Below are 22,519 nucleotides of genomic sequence, written 5' to 3' on the forward strand. Positions count from 1 at the left end.
ATCGCGCGTGCCCTGTGGTGCTGTCATGCAGGGTCGTGACAGCACACGCAAAGCTTGTTGCCGTCGGGATCGCGAAAGTACGCGCCGTAGTAGTTCGCGTGATATTCGGGGCGCAGCCCCGGCGGCCCTTCGCAGGCGGCGCCCTGTGCGAGCGCCGTTGCGTGCACGCGATCGACGGTGAGGCGGTCCGCTGCCAGCAGCGCGACCATTGGGCCGTTGCCCGGCACGGCAGGCTGACCGTCGAACGGCCTGCCGACGAGAAACAGCGGCCGCGCGATACCGGGCTTCATCCATCCTGCCCACGGCCTGTCGTCTTCGCGGAACTTCAAAGCGAGCCCTAGCTCGGCGAGTAACGTCGAATAGAAATCAAACGCCTGCTCGAAATCGTTGACGCCGATAAACACGTGGGAAAGCATCGAATGCGGCTCCTTGTCAGACGGAAACGTAAAGGCGGGTAACGCCGATACCAGCATGATTGCTGATCTGGCTACGCATGTGCGTCGTGGCTACGATGATCGCGCTGTCGACTCACGTCACTTCAACCACATTGCGGAGCCCGTTCATGAAGCGCTTTCACATTGCATTGGCCGTTGCGAACCTCGACGCATCGATCGACGACTACAGCCGCCGTCTCGGCCAGCCGCCGTCGGCGGTCGTGCCGGGGCAGTACGCAATGTGGCGCACCGACCTGCTCAACTTTTCGATCAATGAAAAGCCGGAAAAAGCAGGGCAGTTGCGGCACGTCGGTTTCGAGGACGACACAGTCGAAGGCTATTCGAGCAGCATCGACGTGAACGGGCTCGAATGGGAGCTGTTTTCCGCGGCGGAGCAGGACAGGCGCATCGTCGATACGTATGGCGTGCCTGTGCATGTGCCTCTGAAGAACTGAGCATGCCGCGCGCCATGCGGAGAGGACCGCTCACTTCTGCGCGCTGCCTGCTTCCTGCGACGTGTAGTGCGCGCGCTTTTCCTCGTACATCAGCAGGTCGGCGCGCTGCACGCCTGCTTCGATGCGTTCGCCACGTTGCACCGTCGCCATGCCCATCGAGAAGCTGATTGGCGAGCCCGGATAGAACTGGTTGTTCAGATCGACCAGCTGGCGGATCGTCTCGATCATCGCTGCGCCGCCGCGCTCGTCGGTGCCGGGCAACAGGATCGCGAACTCGTCGCCGCCGATGCGCGCCGCGTTGAAGGGTGTTTCCATCGCCTTCGCGAGCACTTCGCCGGCGCGGCGCAGCAGTGCATCGCCCGCCGCGTGACCGAGCTGGTCGTTGACGCGCTTCAGGCCATTGAGGTCGGCCATCACGACCGTCACGGGGAACGGCCCTTTGCGCTCCAGCCGGTTGAGTTCATCGACGTAGAACGAACGGTTGCGCAGCTTGGTCAGCACGTCGTGCTTGCCGAGAAACTCCAGATACGCTTCGGCCTTCTTGCGTGCGGTGATGTCGGTGAGCGCGACGAGCACGAGATCCCAGTTGCGTTCGTGGCCGGGCAGCACCGAGAACTGCAGGTGCACGTGCACCTCGTTGGCTTCGAGCGAATAGTTGAGCACTTCGCGCTGCTGGAAGAGCTTGCCGTCCCACAGATCGATCAGCTGCTCGCGGAAATGCGGGCGCATGTCGTCGCGGAAGACTTCGGGCAGGCGGCCGAGCAGCGTTTTTTTGTCGGGGGCGGCGAACATGTCCAGCGTGTGCTGGTTGACGTCGAGCACATGAATCTCCGCCATGCAGCGCTCGACGAATTCCGGATGGACGTCGGTGAAGGTGCGGAAATCCGTGATGCCGGCGGCGCGGGCCTCGTCGAGCAGCCGTTTGACGGCGCTGAAATCTTCGACCCACAGCGATACGGGCGAGTATTCGAACAGCCCGCGCACGTATTGTTCGGCCGTTGTCACGCGATGGCGAGCGCCTTCCAGTTCGGTGATGTCTTCCGTCGACACCAGCACGCGGTCCCAGCGCTCTTCGTGGCCGGGCAGGACCTGGCCTTTGAGGAGCACGTCGAGACGCCGGCCGCCGAGCGTGTAGTTGACTGTCTGGCTGGTGAAGTGTTGCTGGCCGGACCACAGCTGGCAGAGTTCTTCGAGGTGGGTGATCAGCATGTCGTCGCGGAAGACGGCTGACAGGTTGTCTGTCAGCGTGCTGAAATCTGCGGCTTCGAATTGGCTGAGTGTTTTCTGGTTGACCTTGATGACGCGGATGCGGCTTGCGCATTCGGCTACGCGGGTTACGTCGTTACCGACGTGAGCGCGTAGATCCGTCACGCCTTGGGAGCGCCAGTCTTCGAATAGCGCTTTTACCCCGCTGAAGTCTTCGAGCCACAGCGCCACGGGCGCGAGATCGAACATTTCCTGATCGTCGGAGGTGGGGCTGCGCGGGCTGGTTGGGGTGGGCATCACGGACGGGTCCAAAGTCTGTTTTCTCGCTATTTTACGGTGCCATGTGGCAATGGAGAAAATTCGACGTCGTTGTTTGAGTTGCCGGTTTTGCTGGCATCCGGGTATGCGCGTGCGCTGGCATCCGCGTTTTGCCTTCGTACTTCACGCGTTGCCCCTGTGCGGGGCGGCACCTACTTTTCTTTGCAGCGGCAAAGAAAAGTAGGCAAAAGAAAGCCGCTCACACCGCCAGCCCGTGTTCTTGCCTGCGGGTCCCCAGCGGGTCCCGCACCCCACGCGGCAACGCGCTTGTTTGCGCCCGTTGCCAGCGTGCTAACTCACGCATAACCCACTTCACATGCCCGCGTCATGGCCCGCATTACCAGGAAGTCCACGGCAGCCCAGGTGGCAAACTGTGTGTCGGCCATCGCGATGCAAGTGCACCACTCCGGACTGAAAAGCGGGATCGGTGTCGTAGGAGCGCGAACGCATGCAGTGCAATAACCTACACACAGTTTGCCACCTGGGCGGCGGTGACGGGTCGCTGCCGCTGGCTGCCTGCGGGTGACTGGAGCGGGTTGTGCGCCTGTTCGAGGCGCTGGCAACGGGCGCAAAACAATGTGTTGCCGTGTGGAGTGCGGGACCCGTTGGGGGCCCGCAGGCAAGAACAAGGATTGGCGGTGTGAGCGGCTTTCTTTTGCCTACTTTTCTTTGCCGCTGCAAAGAAAAGTAGGTGCCGCCCCGCACAGGGGCGACGCATGAACCACGAAGGCAAACCGCGGATGCCAGCGAAAGCGGCAGAGCCAAAGCCCAACCGGCGAAGCCCACACCGAGAAGGCAAGAACGTCGACTGCGTCGCAGACAAAAAAGACGCTTACTTCGTACCCACAGTCTGCAACGGGAACCACTTCCCGCCCACAACCTTATAGACGGTCACACCGCCGTACTTCAGATCCCCATACTGATCGTAAGCGAGTTCATTCGTCGTCACGCCCCTGGCATTAGTGCCCTTGAGCGCACTCAAATACTGCTTGGGATCCGTCGAATCAGCCTTCTTCATCGCGGCAAAAACCGCCATCGCGCCATCATACGCATACGGCGAATACAGTTCGACCTCCTTGTTGAAGCGCTTCTTGTAGCGCTCCACATACGACTTGCCGCCCGGCATCTGTTCCAGCGGACTTCCGCCCGACGAAGCGAGGGTCCCTTCTGCAGCTGTACCGGCAATCTTCAGCAACTCGTCGGAATGAATCATGTCCGGCCCGATCAGCGTCGCCTTCATGGCCAGCGTCTTCATCTGCTTGAGGAACGGCGCAGCCTGCGTATCGGCACCGCCATAGAAAATCGCATCGGCATCCGACGACTTGATATGCGTGAGAATCGAACGGAAATCGACGGCCTTGTCGTTGGTGAACTCCTGCGCGACGATCGTTGCGCCCGCAGCCTTCGCGGCCTTCGCGAACTCTTCGGCGACACCCTGGCCATATGCCGTGCGGTCGTCGACGATCGCGATCTTGCGCAGCTTCAGATCCCTCACGACATACGCGCCGAGCACGCTGCCCTGCTGCGAGTCGGACGTGACGAGGCGGAACGTCGTCGGCAGATTCTGGCGCGTGTACGCGGGCGCCGTCGCCGTCGCAAGTTCCGGAATGCCGGCGCGCGCGTAAATGGGCGCAGCGGGAATCGACGTGCCCGAGTTGAAATGGCCGAGCACGGCGACCACGCCGTCGTCGACCAGCTTCTGCGCGACCGTCGTGCCCTGGCGCGGGTCGGCCTGGTCGTCGGCGGCGTCGAGGACGAAACGCACCGGCTTGCCGCCGATCACGGGGCTCGTCGCGTTGAAGTCCTCGATCGCCAGTTGCACGCCGCTGCGGAAGTCAGCGCCGTAATGCGCCTGGCCACCCGTCAGCGGCGCAGCGAACCCGATCTTCACTTCCTGCGGCTCCTGCGCGAACGCGGCGCCGCCCAGCAGCGCACAGGCGATCGCGCTGAGCGCGAACAGGGGACGGCGGCGGCTGACAACATCGATGCGTTGGGACATCTGGTCTTCTCCTCACGTTTGTGTTGGACGCAGGACGGCTCGCGCCGCGCGCCTGTCGCGCGGCGTCCGTCCCGCAGGGGTACAGCGAAAGAAAGGCGCTCAGGCCATGTGCGCGTAGCGGTAGTCGGTGGGCGGCACGTACGTTTCCTTGATCGTGCGCGGCGATACCCAGCGCATCAGGTTCAGCGCCGAACCGGCCTTGTCGTTGGTGCCGCTGCGGCGCGCGCCGCCGAACGGCTGCTGGCCGACGACGGCGCCCGTCGGCTTGTCGTTCACATAGAAATTGCCCGCCGCGAAGCGCAGTGCGCGGTCCGCGTCGACAATGGCCGCGCGGTCCTGCGCGAACACGGCGCCCGTGAGCGCATACGGGCTCGTCGTATCGACGAGTTTCAGCACGTCGTCCCAGGCCTCGTCGCGATACACGTACACCGACAGCACCGGCCCGAAGATTTCCTCGCGCATCGTCACGCAGGCGGGATCGTCGACCTGGATCACGGTCGGCTCGATGAAGTAGCCCGTGCGGTCGTCGCAGCCGCCGCCCGCGATCACGTGCGCATCGCCCGCATCGAGCGCGCGGCCGATATGACCCGCGATGCGGTCGAATGCGTTGCGGTCGATCACCGCGCCCATGAACGTCGAGAAATCGGCGACGTCGCCCATGCTGACGGTGGCGAGCTGGTCGAGCAGCTGTTCCTTCACGGCGGGCCACAGCGACGCCGGAATGTACGCGCGCGAGGCCGCGCTGCACTTTTGTCCCTGGTACTCGAACGCCCCGCGCAGCAATGCGATCACGAGCGAGGGCACATCGGCCGACGGATGCGCGAGCACGAAATCCTTGCCGCCCGTTTCGCCGACGAGGCGCGGATAGCTGCGATACGTCGCGAGCCGTTCGGACGCGGCGCGCCAGAGCGAATCGAAGACGGCCGTCGAGCCGGTGAAATGCAGCCCCGCGAACGCCTCGGACGCCAGCGCCACCGACGACACCGTCGACGCCTCGCCCGGCAGGAAATTGATCACGCCGGGCGGCAGGCCCGCCGCTTCGAGCAGTTCGAGCACGTAATAGTTGGAGAGCGCGGCCGTCGCGGCGGGCTTCCACAGCACGGTATTGCCCATCAGCGCCGGCGCGCACGCGAGATTGCCGCCGATCACCGTGAAGTTGAACGGCGTCACGGCATAGACGAAGCCTTCCAGCGGCCGATAGTCGAGCGCGTTGCGCACGCCGTCGGGCGAGACGGGCTGCATCGTCTGCAGGCTGCGGGCAAAGGCGACGTTCCAGCGCAGGAAGTCGATCAGTTCGCACGCGGAATCGATTTCCGCCTGCTGCACGGTCTTGCTCTGGCCGAGCATCGTCGCCGCGTTCAGTCTGGCGCGCCACGGGCCGCTCAGCAGATCGGCGGCTTTCAGGAACACGGCGGCGCGGTCCTCGAACGACCATTGCGCCCATTCGCGCTGCGCATCGGCGGCCGCGCGGATGGCGGCGGCGACATCGTCCGCGCTCGCCTGATGAACTTCGGCGAGCACGCGCCGATGCTCGTGCGGGCTGGTCAACGCACGAGCAACGCCGCCTGCGATTCTTTTTCCGCCGACCACCACGGGCACCTGCACGGCCTCGCCCGCCTGCTGCGCAAGCGCGGCGGCCAACGCCGCGCGTTCGGGCGAGCCGGGCGGATAAGCTAATATCGGTTCGTTTCTGGGCGCTTCGACCACTGCCATGACTACCTCGGAAAGGGAGAAATCGGATTCAGGTCTGACCTGAATGTATCCATAAGTTAGTAAATTGGATCCAATCCTAGCAGCACATAAAATAGACGACAACTTTTTTCGTCGGCCGGCGCTCGGCCGGCTTCCCCACCATTTCTTCATTTATGACGACAGAGCAGGCCAAGGCGGACACCCGTTCGCTGCCCCAGACGATCCGCGACCAGTTGCGCGAAGACATCCTGCGCGGCGTGTTGCCGCCCGGCACCCAGCTGCGCCAGGAAAATCTCGCCGAGCGTTTCGGCGCGAGCCGTATCCCCGTGCGCGAAGCGCTCCGGCAGCTGGAGGCGGAAGGGCTCGTCAGCTATCAGGTCAATCGCGGGGCGGTCGTGATCGCGATGTCGACGACCGAGATCTGCGAACTGCTCGACATCCGCGCCGCGCTCGAAACGTACGCGGCGAAACTCGCGGTGCCGAACATGGTGGCGGCGGATATCGAGGCGATGAAGCGCATCCTCGCGTCGTACGACGTGGCGACGACGCCTGCCGAGTGGGCCGAATGCAACCGGCAGTTCCACCTCGCGTTGTGCGCGCCCGCCAACAACGCGCGTTTGCGCAAGATGATCGAGGAGTACTGCCTGAGCACGACGAACCGCTATCCGCATCTGCGCATGTCGCTGGATACGGAGAAGGGCGACGTGCAGCGCGATCACTACGAGATCGTCGATGCATGCAAGCGGCGCGCGGTCGACGAAGTGGTGACGCTGATCGAGCGGCACATTCTCGATACGAAACGCGAAGTGATGGCGGCCGCGCGGCATGCCAAAGCTTGAGTGCCGGATGGCGCGAGGTTCAGCGCAGATGAGAAGCCGTCGTTTGAAATCCGGCGCGGCAGAGCGTGACGAGTCGTTCTGCGGTGTGCGTCAGGCATTCGGGCTCGACGGACATCGCGGCGTCGATGCCATCCGCGATCTCGTTCACGCGCACGGCGATGGGCGCGTTCGCGTCCTCCCATGTTTGCGCGAAAGCGATCTGCTTGCATGGCCGCGCGAAGTCTTCGTCGCGCAGCAGATTGATGCGCGGCAGCGCATGCGCGATTGCGACGATCCGCCCATGCAGGCTGCTGCCGATATAGCCGCGGCTGTGCGCGATCAACGCACAGATGTCCCAGATATTCAGCGAACGGAAGACGTGCACGTGAGGCGCGCGCATGCGCGCGGCCGTGCGCTCCAGACACGCCAGATCGTCGTGCCACGGCGCCGCGCCGGCGCGGAACAGCACGACGGCGAGGCGATGCGCGTCGGCCGCGAGGTCCAGTTGCGCGGCGATCCGCGCGAGCGTTGCGTCGTCGGCGAAATCGGCGCTGAACTGCACGGCGAGATAGCCGGACGGTGCGGCATCGCGCAGTTGCATGAGCGCCGTTTCGTTTGCATGCGCGCGTATCGTGTCGCCGCACAGGTCGGCGACCAGCACGGCGCAATCGGGCGCGAGCCGCGCGTTGATTCCGAACTTCGCGAGCAGCGCCTGCGTATGAAAATCGCGCACGCTGATGTCGTCGGCACGCGCGAGTTTGGCGAGCACTTCGTCGCGCAACGCCGCGTCGCGAACGTCGAGCGCGACACCGCCGACCGCATTGAATAGCACGCGCACGGCGCTCGGCAATTCATGCTTCGACACCACATACGGCGCACGCTCGCGCGTGCCGAGCACGCGTTGCGCCCATCCGAAGCGATCGTGCTGCCGCGATGCGATGAGCCGCTGCGCGTGTTCCGGCGATTGCAGCATCACAGCTGCTTCCCACGCGTCGCAGGCGAGAATCTCTCCGCCGGCATGCAGCAGATCGACCGCACGTTCGTGCCACGGTCGAAGCGCTTCGACACGATGCCCGCCTTGCGCGCGCAGATCGCGTGCCGCGAGACCCGCGAAGCGCACGCTCCGGTCCGCGAGCAGGCTTGCAGCGACATGGGCGAACAGCATGTCGCCGAAGTTGTGCCGGTCGAACGCGCCGAACAGAACCACGGGTAACGGATGTGCCGTCATCGAGCGAATCCGCCATCACGTAGCGCGTGCCGCGCACGCCGCGATCGTCGAGTTGACTTTCGCATATCCATGCCCTACGAATCGAATTAACCGGTCGTCGGTGATATCGGTGCAAAGCTTCATACAAGTCACTGGATGCTGTTCGGAGGGTACACGCAATTCGCGTGTGGGCGACGATCAGTCTGCAGCGCGCCGGCATGCCGGTGCGCCCCTTCATGCCTCGCAAAACGCAACCATCCTGCTGCCCGGGAACACGGGCACCGCAGCGACGCTGGTTGCAGGGGATGCATCATGTTTACCTACCTGATCGTCGTCGCCATTTCGGCGTTCGTTCCCTATGTCGCGACGCCGGCCGCCGAAGCCGGCGTCAGGGCGGTCGTCTCGCATCACAACGACATGGAGACGGGCAGCGACACCGCCACCATACCCGCGCCGACCCTCGTGGCGCAGGACACGCGCGTCGCGAGTGCGAAGCCGCGGGAAGCACATTGAAGCGCTCTTGCTCGCTGGTCCGCGTCGAAAGCACCTCATCTGAAGGATGTTTTATCGCGCTGTAACATGGCCGTCGATAATCGAAGGGACGGCCGAGATGTATGCGCGTGCATCGAGTCGAACGGCTCGATGTGCTGCGTGTCGCCGTCCTGCCGTTTTGTCCAGCGATCAACCCGCCCGCCGCAGTGCGGCGCGATGCGTCTACACCCAATGGAGCGAAACCGGATGAGCACGATCACCACAAAAGATGGCACGCAGATTTTCTACAAGGATTGGGGTACGGGCCGTCCCGTCGTCTTTTCGCACGGCTGGCCGCTCGATGCCGACGCATGGGATGCGCAGATGCTGTTCCTGCTGCAGAACGGCTTTCGCGTGATCGCGCATGATCGCCGGGGTCATGGGCGCTCGGACCAGCCGTCGAACGGCAACGACATGGACACCTACGCCGACGATCTCGCCGCGCTGCTCGACGCGCTCGACATCCAGGGCGCGACGCTCGTCGGCCATTCGACGGGCGGCGGCGAAGTCGCCCACTACATCGGCCGTCATGGCACGAAGCGCGTCGCGAAGGCGGTGCTGATCGGCGCGGTGCCGCCGCTAATGCTGAAAACGGAAGCGAATCCGGGCGGCCTGCCGATGGACGTGTTCGACGGCATCCGCAAGGGCGTCACCGATAACCGCTCGCAGTTCTATAAGGATCTCGCGGTGCCGTTCTTCGGCTTCAACCGGCCGGGCGCGAAAGTGTCGCAAGGCACGATCGACGTGTTCTGGGCCCAGGGCATGGCGGGCGGCATTCACGGCCAGTATCAGTGCATCCGCGAGTTCTCGGAAGTCGATTACACGGAAGACCTGAAGAAGTTCGACGTGCCGACGCTGATCCTGCACGGCGACGACGACCAGATCGTGCCCATCGACGCAGCCGGCAAGCTGTCGGCGAAGATCGTCAAGAACGCGACGTTGAAGATCTACGAAGGCGGCTCGCACGGCATGTGCGTGACGGAAGCCGACAAGGTCAACGCCGATCTGCTCGCGTTCATCAATAGCTGAAGACGGCAACCTCGGCTGAAAGCGGCGCGCCCCTTGCGGGACGCGCCGCTTTGCTGTTTCATCCGCAGTGCTGCATCGCCCGATGCAGGCAACACGCTGCAACACGAGGATGAACACGCATGGCAATCGAACTGGACAAGGACGTGCGCAACGAAGCAATCGCTTCGTTGCAGCGCTACTTCGCGGAGAACATGGACGAGCCGATCGGCAATATCCAGGCAGGTGCGCTACTCGCGTTCTTCGTCGAGGAAATCGGCCCGGTGATCTACAACCTCGCGGTGCAGGACGCACAGGAGCGCATGCATGCACGCGTGGCTGAACTGGACATCGAGTGTCACGAAGACACGTTCGGCTACTGGAAGAAGTATGGCAAGCGGCGCTGAATCGCGCTTTTTACTTCACGCCGCGTCGCGGCTGCGATTGTCGCGCAACACGAAATCGACGAAGGCGCGCAGCGGCGCGGGCATGTGCTCGCGGCTCGCATAGTACAGACGCGGCCCGGTAAACGACTGCCACCAGTCGTGCAGGATCGGCACGAGCGTGCCGTCGTCGAGCGCGGGACGCAGGAACTCGTCGAACGAATACACGATGCCGAGTCCGTCCACGGCCACGCGCCGCTGGATGTCGATCACGGAAGCCACGATGGGCCCGTTCGGCACGATCCGCACGGTCTCGTCGCCGCGCGTGAACTCCCATACGGCCAGCACACCGCTTTCGAAGCGATGGCCGATGCACGCGTGCCGCACCAGTTCGTCGGGATGGCGGGGCTCGCCGTGCTGCTGCAAGTACCCGGGCGACGCGGCCGCGATCATGCGCTGCATGGGCGGGCCGATGGGGACGGCGATCATGTCCCGCTCCAGGCGTTCGTCGTAGCGGATGCCCGCATCGAAACCCGCCGCGAGGATGTCGATGAAGGTGTCGTTCGACGCCACCTCGACGGTGATGCCGGGATGCTCCGCGAGAAAGCGCGACAGCAGCGCGGGCAGGATTTCGCGCGCGGCGATCGACGGTACGTTCAGGCGCAGCGTGCCCGTGGGACTGTCGCGGAACACGTTGATCGCGTCGAGCGCCGTCGAGATTTCACCGAACGCAGGCGCGAGCCGTTCGAACAGGCGCTGGCCGGCTTCCGTGGGCGTGACGCTGCGCGTGGTCCGGTTCAAGAGGCGCACGCCCAACTGCTGCTCGAGACGCCTGACGGCTTCGCTCAGCGACGAGGCGGACACGCCGCCTGTGGACGCCGCGTTGCGGAAGCCGCGCGCGGCCGTGACGGCGACAAAGGCTTTCAGATCGGCCAGATCGGGTTCGACCATTGTTCGGGTTTCCGCACGGGGCATTCGGATTGAGGCGGATTATCGCACGGTCGGTTTGCGCGGATACTGCGCTTCAACATCCACGGAGAGAACGGACATGAAGCAACTGCAACTTGGCAAGACAGGCCCGGCCAGTTCGGCAATCGGCCTCGGCTGCATGGGCATGTCGGGCATGTACGGCCCGGCCGACCGCGCAGAGAGCATCGCGACGATTCACGCCGCGCTCGAAGCGGGCATTACGCTGTTCGATACGGGCGACTTCTACGGTTCGGGGCACAACGAGATCCTGCTCGGCGAGGCGTTGAAGCGTGCGCCGGCATCTCGGCGCGACAACGCGCTCGTCAGCGTGAAGTTCGGCGCGATGCGTGATCCTGCGGGCGGCTGGACCGCGTACGACGCGCGCCCGGCGGCCGTGAAGAACTTCCTCGCGTATTCGTTGCAGCGGCTGGGCGTCGATCGCATCGACGTCTATCGTCCGGCGCGGCTCGATCCGAACGTGCCCATCGAAGACACGGTCGGCGCGATCGCGGAGATGGTGCAGGCGGGCTATGTGCGGCACGTCGGGCTGTCCGAGGTCGGCGCGACGACGATCCGCAAGGCGGCATCCGTCACGCCGATCTGCGACTTGCAGATCGAATACTCGCTGATTTCGCGCGGCATCGAAGACGAGATCCTGCCGACGCTGCGCGAACTCGGCATCGGCGTGACCGCTTACGGCGTGCTGTCGCGCGGACTCATCAGCGGGCACTGGCAGAAGGACGCGGCGGCGGGCAAGGGCGATTTCCGTGCGATGAGCCCGCGCTTCCAGGGCGAGAATGTCGACCGCAATCTGGCGCTCGTCGAAGCGCTGCGCAAGATCGCGGATGCCAAGGGCGTCTCCGTCGCGCAGATCGCAATCGCCTGGGTGGCCGCGCAAGGCGACGATATCGTGCCGCTGGTCGGCGCACGGCGGCGCGACCGGCTGACGGAAGCGCTCGGCGCGCTCGACGTGAAGCTGGATGAGGGCGAACTCGCGGCCATCGAGCAAGCGGTGCCGAAGGGCGCAGCAGCGGGCGAGCGCTATGCGGCCGCGCAGATGGCGCATCTCGACAGCGAGAAGGGCGCTGCGCACTGATGCATCGAACGTGAATGGGGCGAGCGGGTCGTTGCGCTTCGCGCGGCCGGCCCGGCGTCATCGTGGCGCCTGTCGACGCGATCCCGACGCAATCGCCAGGCGGGCGGCACGGCTCACGCAATCATCGCGCGACGCGCTGCGGCGAGCCGGGCTTGTTGCTACACTGCGCGTTCCCCGCACTTCGTTGCAGCCTTGCTCATTCACCGCTCGCGTCGATGTCATGAAACCTTCCCTGCTCGTACTGATTCCCCTTGGCGACGACAGTCGCACACGCGTCGCAGCATCGTTCGATCTGCACTACGCCCCGACACACGATGCACGCACAGAAGCCGTCGCGGCACACGGCGCTGCGATTCGCGCTGTGTTGACCAATGGCACGACGGGTTTGACGTCGGCGGAAATCGACGCCATGCCTGCACTCGAATTCGTCAGCGCACTTGGCGCAGGCTACGAAAACATTGCGACGGAGCATGCGCGTGCGCGCGGCATCGTGCTCGCGAACGGCGCGGGCACGAACGACGATTGCGTTGCCGATCATGCGATGGCGCTGCTGCTCGCCGTCGTGCGCGACGTGCCGCAACGCGACCGGGCGACACGCGATGGCATCTGGCGCGATGCGCTGCCGATGCGGCCGTCCGTGTCCGGCAAACGGCTCGGCGTGATCGGCCTCGGCAATATCGGCCGGAAGGTTGCGCGGCGCGCAGAGGGCTTCGATATCGATGTCGGGTATCACAACCGCAAAGCACGCGACGGCGTCGCGTGGCGCTACTTCGACGACGTGCGCGAACTCGCGCGCTGGAGCGACTATCTCGTCGTCGCCACACCGGGTGGACCGTCGACGCATCATCTGATCGATCGGGACGTGCTGGAAGCATTGGGGCCGAAGGGCTTTCTGGTGAACGTGTCGCGCGGCAGCGTCGTCGATACGGCTGCGCTCGCGCATGCGCTTGACAACGATGTGATCGCGGGCGCGGGCCTCGATGTGTACGAGGGCGAACCGCAGCCGCCGCAGGCGCTGCTGCATCTGACGAACGTCGTGCTTACGCCGCATGTAGCGGGCACGTCGCCCGAAGCGATCGGCGCTTCCGTCGACAACTTCATCACCAACGCTACGCGCCACTTCGCGGGCGAAGACGTGTTGACACCCATCTGATCGTATCGCTCATACAGAGGAGCTTTGTCGCATGGCCAAACATACGGCGCTCATCGAATGGAACAGCAACGGCAGCAAGTTCACCGACAACCGCTATAGCCGCGCGCATCAATGGACGTTCGACGGCGGCGCGGTGGTGCCCGCATCGAGTTCGCCGCACGTCGTGCGCGTGCCGTTCTCCGATCCCGCCGGTGTCGATCCGGAAGAGGCCTACGTTGCAGCGCTGTCGAGTTGCCACATGCTGTGGTTTCTTTCGATCGCGGCGGAGCAAGGCTATGTCGTCACGTCGTATCGCGATGCAGCCGAAGGCACGATGGCGAAAAACGACGCGGGCAAGGAGGTGGTCACGCGCGTCGTGCTGAAGCCTGCCGTTGCGTTTGCGGGTTCGAAAGCGCCCAGCGACGAAGCACTTGCGCATCTGCATCATCTCGCTCACGACGCCTGTTTTCTGGCCAATTCAGTGAAGACGGTGATCGATGTCGATGGAAGCTGGAGTTTCAGCGAGGCCTGATCGCTGGATCGTAGAGCTGAAAAATGGCCGACCATGAAAGGTCGGCCGAAAAGATTCCGGCCAATTCCGAGGGCCATGCTGCCGGAACCTGAGAGACCATCATTGTCTCGCGGAGACACTGAAGCCTTGCTTAAGACGCGCGGCCACAAATAAACAAACGTTGCACGACTGCTAAACCATTATGTCTGTGCAGTAAGGCTGACACGCTGCATCGTTGTGTGCGAATTTGCGTTTTTCGCATCAGCGTTGCTTAAGAATTGCGCGCTATGCTATGCGCCCTTTTCGTCGGCAGCCGTCGGTAAGCACTGCGCTATGCAGGCTCACCGATTCATCATTACCGATTCCTTCTTTCCGCTGCGCCTTGCGAGCCGTATTTTCCTCGTTATATATCCGCCTAATGGGGAACAAGTACTGCGCTCGCCTCGTCACAAATTACCGCTGTGTTCCTTGCACCACAGTCGCTTTTTTCGAATGTAAAGGATCGTTACTCGCGTAACCGTGGCGCATTGTGCGGCATTCGAGCCGATTCTCTTCTGTCGCTTTAGCGGCGCGGCTCACGTGCTTGCTCGCGACTTCCCGCCCGCAAATTGCGCTGCCTGCCGTTGCGTCGAGATGTTTTCAAACGGTAACAACCCGTCGTATTGATGCATCTGCTATTCCGCTACTTTTGAGTCACCGATCGCGAGCATTTAACGGGGGCGCAGTCGGCAATCGTTCGATCAATCGAGGCGGGCTAACCGATCACACCATGAATCTAAATCTGAAACGGCTCTATCACGTCTGCAACCCGGAGCGTGCCTGTCTCGATGGGAATCTTCCGTCGCTGCAATGGCGCATCCGCAGCATCGACATCCGCGCACGGCAGGGCGCCGCGTTGCTCGCCAATGATCGCGCCGCCGGTCTGATCGAATTTGCTTCGCTGAACATTCCCGCCGATTTGAACGAAGTCGACGAACTCACGCGGTCGAGCGCGGCGATCAGTTGGGTCGCCGTCGTCACGAATGCGCATCTCAACGATCCGGAGATCGGGCGTATCGTGCGTACGCGTTGCGTGAGCTATATCCGCCTGCCCGCAGCGGCGGAAACGATCGTGCAGGAACTGGATCGCGCGTATGAGATGTCGGCGGCCGATGCGAGCGAACACAGGAACGCGAACAGCGGGGCGCCTGCGATGATCGGTGCATGCGCTGCGATGGGCGACGTGCGCGCGGCGATACGGACCGCATCCGAACACGAGCGCCCGGTGACGATCGTCGGCGAATCGGGCAGTGGAAAGGCGCTCGCGGCCGCGTCGATTCATCTGGGTTCGTTGCGCCGCGAAGGACCGTTCGTTTCGATCGATTGCGCAGCGTATGCGCCCGAACGCGTGGAAGCGGAAATATTTGGCGTAGGGGAGACTAAAGTCGAAACGGGCAATCAGCGTTCTCGCCTGAACATGGCGGAGGGCGGCTCGCTGTACATCGACGGCATCTGCGAACTGCCGCTTGCGGCACAAGAACGACTCGCGGACCTGCTCGGTGGCGGAGCACGCAATGTGCGCATCATCTGCTCGACACATATCGACTTGCAGCGCGCTGCGGACGAGCATCGTCTGCACGCGCGTCTTTTTGCGTCGCTTTCGCCCACGACGATTGCGATTCCACCGCTGCGCGAACGCGGGCCCGACATTCGTCTGCTCGCTGCGCATCTGTTGAAGAGCTTCCGTTCCGATTCCCGTCACGACGTGCAAGGTTTTTCGGTGTGCGCGTGGGAAGCGTTCGATGCGCACACATGGCCCGGCAACGTGCGCGAGATGATCAATCGCATCCGGCACGCGATCGTCGCGAACAACGGGCCGCTCATCACGGCGACGGACCTGGGTTTCGAACACGCTGCCAGCATGCCGATGATGCGGGCATCCGGCGACGGATCCGATGACATTCCCGAATGGGATGCCATCGAACTGGCCGTCGCGAGAAATCAGGGCCGGCTCGATGCGGCGGCAATGGAACTGCACATTTCGAAGGTGTTGCTCGCGCGCATGCTGGCCTCGAACGCGAGGCGCGCCGTGGCGACGCCCGGCGCACTGCGGATGGACTCCGCGTAAGCGGCTGAAAAGGTGCCCGTGCGCCGGCTGGAATGCTGGCCGCACCGCGCCTCACGAACGGTTACACAAACCTTTTTTGTGTGACACCTTTTCCCCTTTCTGCGCGCTATGCTTGGCTTCAACAACGCAGTTCACGCTTCATCAGCGTACCTGCCCTGTTCTTTTATTTGTTTCATTTGATTTTTTTTCGGATTTTTTTATTCCGTCCACTGCCGTTTTCCGTACTTCCTGAACTATGAGAGAGCCCTATCGCGCCGTTCACCGCTACTCGCGTAACGACTCGGGACGTGACTTCGTCGTCGGGGACATACACGGCTGCTTCGCGCAACTGCGCGCGGAGCTGGAAGCGCGCAATTTCGATCCGCAACGCGACCGTCTGTTCGCGGTCGGCGATCTCGTCGATCGCGGGCCGCAGTCGGATGCCCTGCTCGAAACCGTCGAACGGTATGACATCAGGTCGGTGAAGGGCAATCACGAAGATGTGATCGTGCGCTGGCATGCCGGCGACGAACAGGCCTTTTCGCTGCTCAGCAATGGCGGAAACTGGCTGCTGGATCGGGCGGAAGATCGCGAATGGGTGAACGCGATCGCCGCGTATATGGCTTCGCTGCCGTATCTGATCGAGATCGAAACCGAACATGGGCTAGTCGGTATCGTGCACGCCGATTCGCCCGTGTCGGACTGGAACCGGCTGGTCGTCGATATCGAACGTGAAAAGGCGGATGGCAAGATGCGCCGCAAGGCGATCTGGTCGCGCACGCGCTGGAAGACCTATCAGCCGCATCCCGCGCCGTCGCGCAACACCTTGCGCAACCTGCTGGACAGGGCAACGAACAGCGTGCGTTCGCAGATGCATGCGCCGGGACGGATCGACAACGTGACGGCGGTGATCGTGGGCCATACGCCCGTGTCGGGTGTCACCGCGAAGGACAACGTGATCAACATCGACACGGGCGCTGTCTATGGCGGAAGGCTCACGATCGTCGATCTCGCGGATCTGCCGAAATGGATCGACGTCTCCGCGGGTTCGCCGGACGAGGCCGTGGAACAGGCCCGGCTCGAACCTGTGATGGCCACGCGCACCGGCGATCCTGCGTTCTCCGATGGCGTGTTCGGCGTGGAAGTGCCTGTGCTGGCGGAAAGCCTGGCGGACGCGGAACTGCCCGTGACGGCCGACGAAGCGGTCGTCGACTATCCTGCATCCGTGGATATACCCGTCAACGCGAAAGGTGCGGAGGTCCACGACAGCGGCCCGCATTTTGCGCCTGAAACGAAATCCGCGCGGCAACCGTTGCCATCGTTCGCGTCGAATACGATGCACATCACCGTGCGTATGAGCATGTTCAACCTGGTGAGCGAGCGGCAGCAGGGCACTGCTTCGAATAGCGCCGCGCGTCCGCGCCGGCGCTGAAGGCACTCAGCGCGCGGCATCCATTCCGAGCCGTTTCAGCAGAGCGCGTCCACGCGCGCTGATCTGCAACGCGGCAACACCGCCGTGCAGTTCGTGCACTTCGACGAGTTCATAGCGGCGTAGAGCCATCACATCCGGGTCGAGCGATTCGATACGGCGTTCACTGCTACTCAGCAGCATGAGCGTCGCGAGTTCGTGAGGGCTCAACATCGGGACACCTCCGTAGACAAGTGAGCGATCAGTCCGGACATGCTAATCGGACCGCACGACAGTTTGACTACGGACGTGTTTCACCAGGTTACGCCGTTACAGGTCTGACAATAACGAAAGGCGGCGGTTTGCGCCGTGCGCGCGACGTGTGCGCGAAACTGCGTCGCGCCACCGCGATGCTGACGCTGTAACAGGCTTACGCGCGGGAAAGCCCGTTACAGCAACTGGAAAGGACATCGCTGTGCGGCGCGGCGTGCGTGCATCAGCGCGCGTCGTCGGCGGTCACGCGCCACGCAGACGCATCGTCGTCGACATGCGACACGAGCGTTTCGAGCGAGAGGCCTTTCGTCTCGATCCCGAGCGCCCACACGGCAAGCGCCGCGACGCCGAACGACAGCGCGCCGAGCGTGAAGACGCCGCCCTGTCCGAAGATGGGCAGCACGACGCCGACCGCGTACGGACCGATCAATGAGCCGACACGGCCGATCGCCGATGCAAAGCCGGAACCCGTGGCCCGCGCGCCCGTGCCGTAGAGTTCGGGTGTGTACGTGTAGAGCACGGCCCACATGCCGAACAGGAAGAACTGCATCGCGAGGCCCGTGCAGATCAGCAGCGTCACGCTGTCGGCATGCATCGCGGTCTGGCCGTACGCGTAAGCCATCACGCCGCCGCCGATCAGCGAAGCGATGCACGTCGGCTTGCGTCCCCAGCGCTCGACGAGCCACGCGGCGCACAGAAAGCCCGGCACACCGCCAAGCGAAATGAGCACCGTATAGAACACCGATTTCGTCACGGCGAATCCCGCTTGCTGCATCAGGGCGCCGAGCCACGACGTGAGTCCGTAGAAGCCGAGCAGCGCGAAGAACCACAATGCCCAGACCATGATCGTGCGCTGACGATAGGCGGCGCTCCAGATCTCGCGGAATGCGCCGTGCTTCGAAGGAGCGGCCGAATCGGCGAGCAGCGACGGCGCGGGCAGCGAACGCAGTCCTTTGGACTTCATGACCTTCGCCTCGATGGTGTCGAGCACGGCGTCGGCCTGCGCGAGACGTCCGCGATGTTCGAGCCAGCGCGGCGATTCGGGCACGATGCGCCTCACGATCAGCACGAATACAGCGGGAATCGCGAGCAGCGCGAAGACGGTGCGCCAGCCGAACTGCGGCAGTACGAAGAACGACACGCAGCCCGCCGTGATGAAGCCCAGCGGCCAGAAGCCGTCCATCAACGCGACGAGACGTCCGCGCGAAGCCGTCGGCACGAACTCGGACAGCAGCGTCTGCGCGATCGGGAATTCCATGCCCATACCGATGCCGAGCAGCACGCGATACACGATCAACGCATCGACGCTTTGCGCCGTCGAGCACAGATACGACGCTACGCCCCACAGCACCATGCTCCACTGAAACACGGGGCGGCGTCCGAAGCGGTCCGCGAACAGGCCCGCGACGGCGGCGCCGAGCACCATGCCGAAGAAGCTTGCGCTCGCGACGAGCCCCGCTGCTGCGCTCGACAGACCGAACTCCGTCTTGATCGAGCCGAGCACGAACGTCATCGTGCCGAGATCGACGGAGTCGAAGAAGAACGCAATCGCGATGATGATGAAGATGGTGCGGTGATAGCCCGAAAACGGCAGGCGTTCGAGCCGCGCGGCAGCGCTGGCTCGTTTGGCGGAAGCGGTGGTCGGCATGGCGTCCCCGGGTGGAGGGTGGAAGAAGCCGGCTGTGTCAGCGAAGCCGGTTCAGTCCAGTAGACGCCGCCATTAATCCGTCATATAGAACAGATTCGGCATTGGGATGGAACGTGTGCGTCATTCGCGATGACGCACACGTATTCTTCAATGCGTATGTGCGGCCACGCTCCGCGCCGGTGCGGGCGCAGCATGCTTCGCGCCGCGCGCCGGTGTGCCGTTCGCCACGTAGTAGGACGCTGTCGAACGCGCGAGCGGCGTGCGTCCGCGAATGCGATCGGCGATCTTCTCCGCGAGCATGATGGTCGGCGCGTTCAGGTTGCCCGTCGTGATGCGCGGCATGATGGACGCATCGACCACGCGCAGGCCTTCGAGTCCATGCACGCGTCCTTCGCCATCGACGACGGCCATATCGTCGTAACCCATCGCACACGAACACGACGGATGGTAGGCCGTTTCCGCGCGGGCCCGCACGAACGCATCGATCTGCGCATCGCTCTGCAACTCGGCGCCGGGGCTCAGTTCGCGGCCGCGGAAGCGATCCAGCGCAGGCTGCGCGATGATCTCGCGCGTGATCCGGATCGCGTCGCGGAACTCACGCCAGTCGAGGGCTTCCGCCATGTAGTTGAAGAGGATCGACGGATGCTCGCGCGGATCGCGCGAACGCAGTTTCACGCGTCCACGGCTTGGCGAGCGCATCGAGCCGACGTGTGCCTGGAAGCCGTGCATCTTGATCGCGTTCGTGCCGTTGTAATTGATCGCGACGGGCAGGAAGTGATACTGGATGTTCGGCCACGGATCGTCGTCGCGGGTGCGGATGAATCCGCCCGCTTCGAAATGATTGCTCGCGCCGATCCCTGTGCCCTTCAGCATCCATTCGATGCCGATGGCGGGCTGATTGCGCAGCAGCAGCGCGGGGTAGAGCGACACGGGCTCCTTGCACTCGTACTGCATGTACATCTCGAGGTGATCCTGCAGATTCTGGCCGACGCCGGGCAGGTCGAGCACGACGGGGATGTCCAGCTCGCGCAGCCATGCGCCAGGGCCGACGCCCGAGCGTTGCAGGATCTGCGGCGACGCAATTGCGCCACTGCACAGCAGCACTTCGCGCCGCGCGTGGGCCGTGATCTGCGCCTGTCCATCCAGATACACGACGCCTTGCGCACGCTTGCCGCTAAAGAGAATCCGGTCGGTGGTCGCGTGCGTGACGATCGTGAGATTGGGGCGTGGCTTCGCCTGATCCAGATAGCCGCGCGCGGTGCTCGCGCGGCGGCCGTTGGCCGTCACGGTGCGGTCCATCGGGCCGAAGCCTTCCTGCTGGTAACCGTTGAGGTCGTCGGTACGCGGATAGCCCGCCTGCACGCCCGCTTCGATCATCGCTTCGAAGAGCGGATTCACGCCGGGCTTGCTGGTCGTCACATGCACGGGACCATCGCCGCCGTGATAGTCGTTCGGGCCGGCATCGCGAGTCTCAGCCTTGCGGAAATACGGCAGGCAATCCAGATAGGTCCAGTTTTCCAGGCCTTTTCGTTCGGCCCAGCCGTCGTAGTCGAGCGCGTTGCCGCGGATGTAGCACATGCCGTTGATCAGCGACGAACCGCCCAGACCCTTGCCGCGTCCGCATTCCATGCGCCGGTTGTTCATGAACGGCTCGGGGTCCGTTTCATAGGCCCAGTTGTAGCGACGGCCCTGCAACGGATACGCGAGCGCGGCGGGCATCTGCGTACGAAAGTCGAAGCGATAGTCGGGCCCGCCCGCTTCGAGCAGCAGCACGGTCACGTCGCGGTCTTCCGTCAGGCGAGTGGCGAGCACATTGCCCGCCGATCCCGCGCCGATGATGATGTAGTCGTACTCTTTCGCTGCCATGCTGCGCTCCCTCAAAACACGGGCTGATATTTGCCCAGTTCGACCTGGATGGACTTGATGCGCGTGTAGTGCTCGAGCGTCGTGATGCCGTTTTCGCGCCCGACACCCGATTGCTTGTAGCCGCCCACGGGCATTTCCGCGGGTGACTCGCCCCACGTGTTGATCCAGCAGATGCCCGCTTCGAGCCGGTGAATCGCGCGATGCGCACGCGCCAGATTCTCCGTCACGACGCCCGCTGCGAGACCATAGATCGTGTCGTTCGCGCGCGCGATTACTTCGTCTTCGTCGGTGAAGCTCAGAATGCTCATCACAGGCCCGAAGATTTCTTCGCGCACGATCTTCATGTCGTCGCGGCAGTCGGCGAAGACGGTCGGCTGCACATATTGACCGCGCGCGTAATCGCCTTCGACGATTCGTGCACCGCCCGTCACGAGCCGCGCGCCTTCGCGCTTGCCGCTTTCGATGTAGCCGAGCACCTTGTCCAGTTGCGCGGCGCTCGCCAGCGGCCCGAAATTGGTCGACGGATCCGACGGCTTGCCGACGCGAATGCGCTTCACGCGTTCGAGCACGCGCGCCTCGAACGCCTGCTGCACCGACTGATGCACGAACACACGCGTGCCGTTCGTGCACACCTGTCCTGCACTGAAGAAGTTGGCGGTCACGGCGATGTCGGCGGCGCGGTCGAGATCGGCGTCTTCGAACACAATCAGCGGCGACTTGCCGCCGAGTTCCATCGTCACTTCCTTCAGCGACGAACCGCCGGCCATCGACATCACTTTCTTGCCCGTTTCCACGCCGCCCGTGAACGAGATCTTCGCGATGCCGGGGTGCGCGCTCAGCATCGCGCCCACGCGTCCGTCGCCCTGCACGACGTTGAACACGCCGGCGGGCACGCCCGCTTCGAGATAGATTTCCGCGAGCTTCGATGCCGACAGCGGCGTGACTTCACTCGGCTTGAAGATCATCGCGTTGCCGGCAGCGAGCGCGGGCGCCGACTTCCAGCATGCAATCTGGATCGGATAGTTCCATGCGCCGATGCCCGCCGTCACGCCCAGCGGCTCGCGCCGCGTATAGACGAACGACTCCGCACGCAAGGGAATCTGTTGCCCTTCGATTGCCGTTGCCAGACCGGCGTAATACTCGATCACGTCGGCGCCCGTGACGATGTCGACCGCGCGCGTTTCCGCAATCGGCTTGCCCGTGTCGCGCATTTCGAGTTCGGCGAGCTCGTCGTTGCGCTCGCGCAGCAGTTCGACCGCGCGACGCAGGATGCGCGAGCGCTGCATCGCCGTCATCGCGGCCCACACGCGCAGGCCTTCACGCGCGGATTGCACGGCGCGCTCGATGTCGGCTTCGCTTGCTTGCTGGACCGTGGCGAGCAGTTCGCCCGTGGCGGGATCGAAGGTGTTGAAGGTGACGCCGCCAGTGGCGTCGACATATTCACCACCGATGTAGAGACGTTGCAGGCCGTATGCGGACATC

General features: G+C 63.8%; 20 protein-coding genes. 10 read left to right on the forward strand and 10 right to left on the reverse strand.

The features are described from left to right. Positions 1-23: 23 nt before the first annotated feature. Positions 24-416 carry a VOC family protein gene (locus tag G3N95_RS28290; protein ID WP_205973397.1) on the reverse strand — a complete coding sequence of 131 codons (393 nt, stop codon included), beginning with the start codon at positions 414-416 and terminating at the stop codon, positions 24-26. Between the two features lie 146 nt (positions 417-562). Between G3N95_RS28290 and G3N95_RS28295 the strand changes: the two genes are divergently transcribed. Then, complete coding sequence (locus G3N95_RS28295) at positions 563-889, forward strand: hypothetical protein (protein WP_205973398.1); 327 nt, start codon at positions 563-565, stop codon at positions 887-889. A 30-nt stretch (positions 890-919) separates the two neighbouring features. Here G3N95_RS28295 and G3N95_RS28300 read toward each other — a convergent pair whose 3' ends face one another. From G3N95_RS28300 to pruA, 3 genes are all read right to left on the reverse strand, one after another. Next, a complete protein-coding gene (locus tag G3N95_RS28300; RefSeq protein WP_205973399.1) occupies positions 920-2,392 on the reverse strand; it encodes a sensor domain-containing diguanylate cyclase in 1,473 nt (490 codons plus the stop codon). 853 nt (positions 2,393-3,245) lie between these two features. Next, a complete protein-coding gene (locus G3N95_RS28305) occupies positions 3,246-4,412 on the reverse strand; it encodes a branched-chain amino acid ABC transporter substrate-binding protein (RefSeq protein WP_205973400.1) in 1,167 nt (388 codons plus the stop codon). A 99-nt stretch (positions 4,413-4,511) separates the two neighbouring features. Then, positions 4,512-6,125: an L-glutamate gamma-semialdehyde dehydrogenase gene (pruA, locus tag G3N95_RS28310; RefSeq protein WP_205973401.1), complete on the reverse strand. Its 1,614-nt coding sequence runs from the start codon at positions 6,123-6,125 to the stop codon at positions 4,512-4,514. Positions 6,126-6,277: 152 nt separating this feature from the next. Here pruA and G3N95_RS28315 point away from each other — a divergent pair, with 152 nt between their 5' ends. After that, on the forward strand, positions 6,278-6,943 hold the full coding sequence (locus G3N95_RS28315) for a GntR family transcriptional regulator (protein ID WP_205973402.1): 666 nt from the start codon (positions 6,278-6,280) through the stop codon (positions 6,941-6,943). Positions 6,944-6,962: 19 nt separating this feature from the next. On the opposite strand, the gene G3N95_RS28320 is transcribed toward G3N95_RS28315, so the two are convergent. After that, a complete protein-coding gene (locus G3N95_RS28320) occupies positions 6,963-8,150 on the reverse strand; it encodes a polysaccharide pyruvyl transferase family protein (RefSeq protein ID WP_205973403.1) in 1,188 nt (395 codons plus the stop codon). 291 nt (positions 8,151-8,441) lie between these two features. Here G3N95_RS28320 and G3N95_RS28325 point away from each other — a divergent pair, with 291 nt between their 5' ends. The 3 genes from G3N95_RS28325 to G3N95_RS28335 all read left to right on the forward strand — a co-directional run bounded on the left by G3N95_RS28325 (position 8,442) and on the right by G3N95_RS28335 (position 10,072). Continuing rightward, the gene (locus G3N95_RS28325; protein ID WP_205973404.1) at positions 8,442-8,642 is read left to right on the forward strand and encodes a hypothetical protein; all 201 of its coding nucleotides are present in this window, start codon (positions 8,442-8,444) and stop codon (positions 8,640-8,642) included. Between the two features lie 225 nt (positions 8,643-8,867). Further along, positions 8,868-9,689 carry an alpha/beta hydrolase gene (locus G3N95_RS28330; protein ID WP_205973405.1) on the forward strand — a complete coding sequence of 274 codons (822 nt, stop codon included), beginning with the start codon at positions 8,868-8,870 and terminating at the stop codon, positions 9,687-9,689. Positions 9,690-9,808: 119 nt separating this feature from the next. Further along, positions 9,809-10,072, forward strand: a complete 264-nt coding sequence (locus G3N95_RS28335; protein WP_205973406.1) for a DUF2164 domain-containing protein — start codon at positions 9,809-9,811, stop codon at positions 10,070-10,072. A gap of 15 nt (positions 10,073-10,087) precedes the next feature. Here the strand turns inward: G3N95_RS28335 and G3N95_RS28340 are convergent, their stop codons facing one another. Then, positions 10,088-10,999 (reverse strand): LysR family transcriptional regulator, encoded by a 912-nt coding sequence (locus G3N95_RS28340; RefSeq protein WP_205973407.1) that lies wholly within the window; start codon positions 10,997-10,999, stop codon positions 10,088-10,090. A 97-nt stretch (positions 11,000-11,096) separates the two neighbouring features. Between G3N95_RS28340 and G3N95_RS28345 the strand changes: the two genes are divergently transcribed. From G3N95_RS28345 to G3N95_RS28365, 5 genes are all read left to right on the forward strand, one after another. Next, complete coding sequence (locus G3N95_RS28345; protein ID WP_205973408.1) at positions 11,097-12,113, forward strand: aldo/keto reductase; 1,017 nt, start codon at positions 11,097-11,099, stop codon at positions 12,111-12,113. A gap of 220 nt (positions 12,114-12,333) precedes the next feature. After that, the gene (locus tag G3N95_RS28350) at positions 12,334-13,266 is read left to right on the forward strand and encodes a 2-hydroxyacid dehydrogenase (protein WP_205973409.1); all 933 of its coding nucleotides are present in this window, start codon (positions 12,334-12,336) and stop codon (positions 13,264-13,266) included. Between the two features lie 31 nt (positions 13,267-13,297). Beyond that, positions 13,298-13,777, forward strand: coding sequence for an OsmC family protein (locus G3N95_RS28355; RefSeq protein ID WP_205973410.1), 480 nt, complete (start codon positions 13,298-13,300; stop codon positions 13,775-13,777). Positions 13,778-14,525: 748 nt separating this feature from the next. Next, positions 14,526-15,863 (forward strand): sigma 54-interacting transcriptional regulator, encoded by a 1,338-nt coding sequence (locus tag G3N95_RS28360; protein WP_205973411.1) that lies wholly within the window; start codon positions 14,526-14,528, stop codon positions 15,861-15,863. A 235-nt stretch (positions 15,864-16,098) separates the two neighbouring features. Continuing rightward, positions 16,099-17,274: a metallophosphoesterase gene (locus G3N95_RS28365; protein ID WP_205973412.1), complete on the forward strand. Its 1,176-nt coding sequence runs from the start codon at positions 16,099-16,101 to the stop codon at positions 17,272-17,274. A 6-nt stretch (positions 17,275-17,280) separates the two neighbouring features. Here G3N95_RS28365 and G3N95_RS28370 read toward each other — a convergent pair whose 3' ends face one another. The 4 genes from G3N95_RS28370 to betB all read right to left on the reverse strand — a co-directional run bounded on the left by G3N95_RS28370 (position 17,281) and on the right by betB (position 22,518). Continuing rightward, positions 17,281-17,484, reverse strand: a complete 204-nt coding sequence (locus tag G3N95_RS28370) for a hypothetical protein (protein ID WP_205973413.1) — start codon at positions 17,482-17,484, stop codon at positions 17,281-17,283. A 262-nt stretch (positions 17,485-17,746) separates the two neighbouring features. Next, positions 17,747-19,171, reverse strand: coding sequence for an MFS transporter (locus tag G3N95_RS28375; protein WP_205973414.1), 1,425 nt, complete (start codon positions 19,169-19,171; stop codon positions 17,747-17,749). A gap of 147 nt (positions 19,172-19,318) precedes the next feature. Further along, positions 19,319-21,037, reverse strand: coding sequence for a choline dehydrogenase (gene betA / locus G3N95_RS28380; RefSeq protein ID WP_205973415.1), 1,719 nt, complete (start codon positions 21,035-21,037; stop codon positions 19,319-19,321). A gap of 11 nt (positions 21,038-21,048) precedes the next feature. After that, entirely contained in the window at positions 21,049-22,518 is a 1,470-nt protein-coding gene (gene betB / locus G3N95_RS28385; RefSeq protein ID WP_205973416.1) for a betaine-aldehyde dehydrogenase, read from the reverse strand. Position 22,519 lies beyond the last annotated feature (1 nt).

This window comes from Paraburkholderia sp. Tr-20389 (assembly GCF_017104565.1).
GTDB lineage: Bacteria > Pseudomonadota > Gammaproteobacteria > Burkholderiales > Burkholderiaceae > Paraburkholderia.

Coding starts and splice junctions, on each gene's coding strand:
- G3N95_RS28290 (WP_205973397.1), bottom strand. CDS start 416: ATGCTTTCCCACGTGTTTATCGGCGTCAACGATTTCGAGCAGGCGTTT.
- G3N95_RS28295 (WP_205973398.1), top strand. CDS start 563: ATGAAGCGCTTTCACATTGCATTGGCCGTTGCGAACCTCGACGCATCG.
- G3N95_RS28300 (WP_205973399.1), bottom strand. CDS start 2,392: ATGCCCACCCCAACCAGCCCGCGCAGCCCCACCTCCGACGATCAGGAA.
- G3N95_RS28305 (WP_205973400.1), bottom strand. CDS start 4,412: ATGTCCCAACGCATCGATGTTGTCAGCCGCCGCCGTCCCCTGTTCGCG.
- pruA (WP_205973401.1), bottom strand. CDS start 6,125: ATGGCAGTGGTCGAAGCGCCCAGAAACGAACCGATATTAGCTTATCCG.
- G3N95_RS28315 (WP_205973402.1), top strand. CDS start 6,278: ATGACGACAGAGCAGGCCAAGGCGGACACCCGTTCGCTGCCCCAGACG.
- G3N95_RS28320 (WP_205973403.1), bottom strand. CDS start 8,150: ATGACGGCACATCCGTTACCCGTGGTTCTGTTCGGCGCGTTCGACCGG.
- G3N95_RS28325 (WP_205973404.1), top strand. CDS start 8,442: ATGTTTACCTACCTGATCGTCGTCGCCATTTCGGCGTTCGTTCCCTAT.
- G3N95_RS28330 (WP_205973405.1), top strand. CDS start 8,868: ATGAGCACGATCACCACAAAAGATGGCACGCAGATTTTCTACAAGGAT.
- G3N95_RS28335 (WP_205973406.1), top strand. CDS start 9,809: ATGGCAATCGAACTGGACAAGGACGTGCGCAACGAAGCAATCGCTTCG.
- G3N95_RS28340 (WP_205973407.1), bottom strand. CDS start 10,999: ATGGTCGAACCCGATCTGGCCGATCTGAAAGCCTTTGTCGCCGTCACG.
- G3N95_RS28345 (WP_205973408.1), top strand. CDS start 11,097: ATGAAGCAACTGCAACTTGGCAAGACAGGCCCGGCCAGTTCGGCAATC.
- G3N95_RS28350 (WP_205973409.1), top strand. CDS start 12,334: ATGAAACCTTCCCTGCTCGTACTGATTCCCCTTGGCGACGACAGTCGC.
- G3N95_RS28355 (WP_205973410.1), top strand. CDS start 13,298: ATGGCCAAACATACGGCGCTCATCGAATGGAACAGCAACGGCAGCAAG.
- G3N95_RS28360 (WP_205973411.1), top strand. CDS start 14,526: ATGAATCTAAATCTGAAACGGCTCTATCACGTCTGCAACCCGGAGCGT.
- G3N95_RS28365 (WP_205973412.1), top strand. CDS start 16,099: ATGAGAGAGCCCTATCGCGCCGTTCACCGCTACTCGCGTAACGACTCG.
- G3N95_RS28370 (WP_205973413.1), bottom strand. CDS start 17,484: ATGTTGAGCCCTCACGAACTCGCGACGCTCATGCTGCTGAGTAGCAGT.
- G3N95_RS28375 (WP_205973414.1), bottom strand. CDS start 19,171: ATGCCGACCACCGCTTCCGCCAAACGAGCCAGCGCTGCCGCGCGGCTC.
- betA (WP_205973415.1), bottom strand. CDS start 21,037: ATGGCAGCGAAAGAGTACGACTACATCATCATCGGCGCGGGATCGGCG.
- betB (WP_205973416.1), bottom strand. CDS start 22,518: ATGTCCGCATACGGCCTGCAACGTCTCTACATCGGTGGTGAATATGTC.